The organism is Micropruina sp. (assembly GCF_047607385.1).
GTDB lineage: Bacteria > Actinomycetota > Actinomycetes > Propionibacteriales > Propionibacteriaceae > Micropruina.
In genome coordinates, this window is record NZ_JASGDE010000176.1 from 1 (window position 1) to 4,832 (window position 4,832).

General features: G+C 71.9%; 6 protein-coding genes. All 6 read right to left on the minus strand.

Annotated elements, in window-relative coordinates:
• Positions 1 to 36: 36 nt before the first annotated feature.
• The gene (locus QM582_RS15680) at positions 37 to 573 is read right to left on the minus strand and encodes a hypothetical protein (RefSeq protein ID WP_415085937.1); all 537 of its coding nucleotides are present in this window, start codon (positions 571 to 573) and stop codon (positions 37 to 39) included.
• Positions 574 to 709: 136 nt separating this feature from the next.
• The gene (locus QM582_RS15685) at positions 710 to 1,204 is read right to left on the minus strand and encodes an NUDIX hydrolase (protein WP_415085938.1); all 495 of its coding nucleotides are present in this window, start codon (positions 1,202 to 1,204) and stop codon (positions 710 to 712) included.
• Between the two features lie 4 nt (positions 1,205 to 1,208).
• The gene (gene tsaD / locus QM582_RS15690; RefSeq protein WP_415085939.1) at positions 1,209 to 2,252 is read right to left on the minus strand and encodes a tRNA (adenosine(37)-N6)-threonylcarbamoyltransferase complex transferase subunit TsaD; all 1,044 of its coding nucleotides are present in this window, start codon (positions 2,250 to 2,252) and stop codon (positions 1,209 to 1,211) included.
• On the minus strand, positions 2,249 to 2,842 hold the full coding sequence (locus tag QM582_RS15695; protein WP_415085941.1) for a GNAT family N-acetyltransferase: 594 nt from the start codon (positions 2,840 to 2,842) through the stop codon (positions 2,249 to 2,251). Before QM582_RS15695 ends, tsaD begins: the two co-directional genes overlap by 4 nt.
• Complete coding sequence (gene tsaB, locus QM582_RS15700; protein ID WP_415085943.1) at positions 2,839 to 3,495, minus strand: tRNA (adenosine(37)-N6)-threonylcarbamoyltransferase complex dimerization subunit type 1 TsaB; 657 nt, start codon at positions 3,493 to 3,495, stop codon at positions 2,839 to 2,841. The genes QM582_RS15695 and tsaB overlap by 4 nt, the downstream gene beginning before the upstream one ends.
• A 56-nt stretch (positions 3,496 to 3,551) precedes the next feature.
• Positions 3,552 to 4,517 carry a tRNA (adenosine(37)-N6)-threonylcarbamoyltransferase complex ATPase subunit type 1 TsaE gene (tsaE, locus tag QM582_RS15705; protein WP_415085944.1) on the minus strand — a complete coding sequence of 322 codons (966 nt, stop codon included), beginning with the start codon at positions 4,515 to 4,517 and terminating at the stop codon, positions 3,552 to 3,554.
• Between the last annotated feature and the right edge of the window lie 315 nt (positions 4,518 to 4,832).

Below are 4,832 nucleotides of genomic sequence, written 5' to 3' on the forward strand. Positions count from 1 at the left end.
GCAGCCGCCGCCGGTCGGTGGATCAACCGCGATCGATCACCAATCCCAGTCCAGGGTGATCCAGTCCCAGGCGACCAGCCGGCCGCGGGTGTCGTAGAGCGCGATCCGCTGGGTGCCCTTGACGTAGCCGCCGCCGTAGGTGCTGCTGAGCGTGACGATGCCGCCGAAGTCCCCGGTGGCCGGCATCTCGACCCAGTCCACCGGGGTGTTCCCGACGTAGACGAAGAAGGTTCCGGCCCGTCCGAACGGCGTCAATGTCGGCTCGAACTCGGGTGCCCAGATCCCGCCCCAGATCAGGTCGGCGTGATTGCTGCGCTTGAACTGCCCGCTGCACCGGTGAACCATGCCGGTCCACGGCTCGACGGGACGGCAATGCCGGGAGTGCCCACCCCGATGCTGGGCCCCCACCGCCCGGTACGCGGTCGTCGGCTGGGGCTTGTCGGCCGACTTGCGAGCCGCCACGACGGTTCCCCCACCGGCCGCCTGAACCTCACCGGCCAACGCCGGGGACAGCCCCAGAGCGACCGTGGCGGCCAGGCTGATGCCGATCCGCGCGAACGTTGTTGATCTCATGACTTATTCCCTCCCCTGTGGGCGACTCACTGCCCACAGGGGAGAACGATAGGGATTGCGGGGGTCGCCGGCCACGGGTAGAACTGCCACCGGCTGCGCCTGCCCGGATGCTGATACACCCGCTGCCGGTACGCGGTCAGCGGCGGTAGCTCCAGCTCGCCGGGACGCCGTCGACATACGGCATGACACCGTGGAACGGACGCGGATCGTCGTCGAAAACCAGCGGCAGAAAGTGCCGGTCCCCGGGCCACATCGGCAGCGGCTCGCCGGTGCCGAGCAGTCGCTCGATCGGCACCCATTCCAGCGGACCGTCGTCGTTGCGCTCGGGCACGGTGCCGGTGAAAGCGTCCACCACGAAGACGAAGCCGAACCAGTCCTCGCCGCCAGCACCGAAACCGGGCCACGAGATGGTGCCGCGCAACCGCTCGGCGGTGACGGTGATGCCGGCCTCCTCCATCAGCTCGCGATGCAGGCAGCCGACCACGTCCTCGTCGTTCTCCAGCTTGCCGCCCAGCCCGTTGTACTTGCCCTGGTGCAGGTCGCCGTCGCGGCTGCGGAAGACCATCAGGGCGCGCCCGCCGTCCGGATGCAGCACGTAGCCGAGAATGCCGATGATCGGTGCGTACGGCATCGCGTCAGACCAGCACCGTGGAGACCGGCAGGCCGGAGTCGGCGCCGATCTCCAGGCCGGACGGACGCAGCCCGCGTCCGATCACCTCGGCGCCGAGCACCGCCATCATGGCGCCGTTGTCGGTGCACAACCCGGGCCGCGGACGCCGCAGCGCGATGCCGCGCGCGGCCGTCCGTTCTTCCAGCAGCGCACGGAGCCGCGAGTTGGCGGCCACTCCGCCGCCGATCAGCAGGTCGGAGACTCCGAAGTGCTCACAGGCGTCCACCGCCTTCGCGGTCAGCACGTCGCAGACCGCCTCCTGGAAGGACGCCGCCACGTCGGCGACCGGGACGTCCTCGCCGTCCCGGCGCCGGGTCTCCACCCAGCGCGACACGGCCGTCTTCAGCCCCGAGAAGGAGTAGTCGAAGCGGTGCTTGACCAGGTCCTTCTGGGCGGTCAGGCCGCGCGGGAAGCGGATCGCCTTCGGGTCGCCGTCGGCGGCCGCCTTGTCGATCACCGGGCCGCCCGGGTAGGCCAGGCCGAGCACCCGGGCCACCTTGTCGTAGGCCTCGCCGGCGGCGTCGTCGATGGTCGAGCCGAGTTCGGTGATGTCGCCGGTGATGTCGTTGACCAGCAGCAGCGAGGTGTGACCGCCGGAGACCAGCAGCGCCGCGCACGGCTGCGGCAGCGGGCCGTGGTCGAGCAGGTCGACGGCGACATGGCCGACCAGGTGGTTCAGCCCGTACAGCGGCTTGTTCAGGCTCACCGCAAGGGCTTTCGCGGCGGCCAGGCCGACCACCAGGGCACCCATCAGGCCGGGGCCGGCGGTGACCGCGATGCCGTCCAACTCGGTCGGGTCGACGTCCGCGGTGGCCAGCGCGCGTTCCAGGGCGGGACGCATCGCCTCCAGGTGGGCGCGGGAGGCGATCTCGGGCACCACCCCGCCGTAGCGGACATGCTGCTCGACCGAGGACGCCACCTCGTTGGCCAACAGCTCGTGGCCGCGGACGATCCCGACCCCGGTCTCGTCGCAGGACGACTCGATTCCCAGCACCAGCGGGCCGCTCATCCGATCAACTCTCCCTCTGTGATATGGCCGGTGCCCCGGGTTAAGCCGTCGGCTCCGGCCAGGCCGTCGGTTCCGGCGAAGTCGTCGGTTCCGGCGAGGTCGGCGATTCCGGCGAGGTCGCGCTGCAGGACGAGCGCGTGCCGTCCGGTGCCGTAGTAGTCGTCGCGCCGGGCCAGGTCGGCGAAACCCAGCCGACGATACAGCGCCAGCGCGGGTGCGTTGTCGTGCTCGACCTCGAGCAGCATCCGGCGTCCCTGCCGCTGCGCGGCCCAGGCGATCCCGGCCTCGACCAGAGCGCGACCGATACCGCGTCCGCGCTGTTCGGGAGCGACCACCACCCGGTGCAGGTCAGCGGTCTCGGCGACCAGTTGGACGGTGGCGACGCCGAGCAGCCGACTGTCGGTTGGTCGAGCTCGTCGGGACCCCTCCGCGTCGACCGCGACCAGCACGCAGCGGTCGGCGCCGGCGAGTTCGGCCGCCCATGAGTCGCGGCTCCACCGGGCGGCCTGGTCGAAACCGGCGTCTTCCAATGCCAGGACGGCGTCCAGGTCGTCCGGTGCCGCCGGCCGGATCGCGATCGGGTCGGTCATGCCCGGGTGGCGCCGCGGGCCAGCCGGGGCTGCAGCAGGGTGGACTTGCGGGTGGTCGGCACCTCGGCGTCCGGACGCCGCAGGTACAGCGGGGAGAGTCCGGCGTCCGGCAGGCCCGGGCCGGCCAGGGCCAGCACCCCGCCGTCCAGCGGCGTGGGCGCGCCACCCGCCAGGCCGGCGCCGGGACCGACCACGGGAAGATCGGGCAGGTCGGACGCCGGGGACACCGCCGGGCCCTCCAGGCAGGTGCCGTCGGCGGCGTAGCAGGCCCAGTAGACCTCGCGGCGACGGGCGTCACTGACCACCAGGAACTCCCCGGGCGCCCCCGCGGCGACGTGGCCGGCGGCGACGGCGTCCAGGGAGCAGACGCCGCGCACCGGGACACCGAGCGCGAAGCCGAGGGTCTGCGCGGTGACCACACCGACCCGCAGCCCGGTGAACGGGCCCGGTCCGACGCCGACCACGATCGAGCCGACATCGGCCAGCGTCCGGCCGGCCTCGGCCAGCGTGGCGTTGATCAGCGGCATCAGCTGTTCGGCGTGCGCCCGGTTGTCGGTGACCGCGCCGGCGACCAGCACCCCCGTGTCGTCGGCCAGGCCGACCCGGACGTCGGTCGAGGTGTCGATGCCCAGTCTCAGGGTGCTCTGGCTCACGGCGCTCGGGCTCAGGGGGCTCTGGCTCAGGGGGGTCGGACTCAAGGGGCTCGGGCTCATCGCAGTTCCTCCAGTTGCCCATCGGCCCAGCGCGGGCCGACTCCGGCCAGGAACACCAGCCGGGTCTCGTCGTCGGGATCCAGCCCGCGGCGGATGTCGATCTCCAGCCGGTCGTCGGCCAGTCCTTCGGCGATGCCGCCGCCCCACTCGATCAGGGTCACCGCGTCGGCCAGGGACGCCTCCAGGTCGAGGTCCTCGAGTTCGTCGAAGCTGCCCAGCCGGTAGGCGTCCACATGCACCAGGGCGGGGCCGCCGGTGCTGCTGCGATGCACCCGGGAGAGCACGAAGGTCGGTGAGATGACCGGGCCGGCGACCTGCAGGCCGGCGCCGATGCCCTGGGTGAGGGTGGTCTTGCCGGCGCCCAGGTCACCGGTGGCGATGATCACGTCCCCGGGCCGGAGCAGGCCGGCCAACCGCTCGCCGAGGTCGCGCATGGCGTCCGCGGTGGGGGCTTCGACCAGCACCGGCAGGCTGCGCTGCAACAGTTCCAGCGGCGGCCGCTCACCCACCCGGACGAAGCCGTGCCGGCGCCACCAGCGGCCCAGCCCGGGGAACTCGGTGCGCACGCCCAGTCCCAGGGTGCGGGTGCCGCGGGCGGCGAGCAGGTCCATGGCGCACAACACCAGGGCGCTGGCGATGCCGCGATGCTGATGATCGGGGTGCACCGCGACCCGGGTGATGGTGGCCTGGTCACCGTCCAGGGCGACGATCAGCGCCGCGGCCGGTTCCCCGTCCAGCTCACCGAGGACGCCGAAGCCGCCGGCCAGTTTCTCGGCGATGGTCTGCTCGGTGTCGGACAGCGCCGCGGCCGGCGGATCCACCGGTGGACGCGCGGCGAACGCGGCGTGCACCACCCGCAGCACGTCGGCGGCGCGGGAGGCATCCACCCGCAGGATGCGCAACTGCCCGCCGTCGGGCAGGCCGGCCTCGGCGACGACAGCCGCAGTGGACGGGGCGGACATGGGCGTTTCCTCCGGTCGGGCGATAGGGCCGTCCCACTGTAGTCCTCACCGCCGGCGACCCCGTCCGGGTGTCATCGGGGACGGTTCTCAGCGGTTGGGGACGGTTCTAGACGGTCGAAACTCAACCATCGGGGACGGTTCTCCACGGTTGAAACTCAACCATCTAGGGACGGATCTGGCGCCCAGAACCGTCCCTAACGGAACGAAACTCGCACCACCGAGAACCGTCCCCAACCGTTGAGAACCGTCCCCAACCGTTGAGAACCGTCCCCAACCGTTGAGAACCGTCCCCAACCGTTGAGAACCGTCCCCAAC

Excerpts from the sequence above, each read along its gene's own strand:
- QM582_RS15680 (WP_415085937.1), bottom strand. The coding sequence starts at position 573 with ATGAGATCAACAACGTTCGCGCGGATCGGCATCAGCCTGGCCGCCACG.
- QM582_RS15685 (WP_415085938.1), bottom strand. The coding sequence starts at position 1,204 with ATGCCGTACGCACCGATCATCGGCATTCTCGGCTACGTGCTGCATCCG.
- tsaD (WP_415085939.1), bottom strand. The coding sequence starts at position 2,252 with ATGAGCGGCCCGCTGGTGCTGGGAATCGAGTCGTCCTGCGACGAGACC.
- QM582_RS15695 (WP_415085941.1), bottom strand. The coding sequence starts at position 2,842 with ATGACCGACCCGATCGCGATCCGGCCGGCGGCACCGGACGACCTGGAC.
- tsaE (WP_415085944.1), bottom strand. The coding sequence starts at position 4,517 with ATGTCCGCCCCGTCCACTGCGGCTGTCGTCGCCGAGGCCGGCCTGCCC.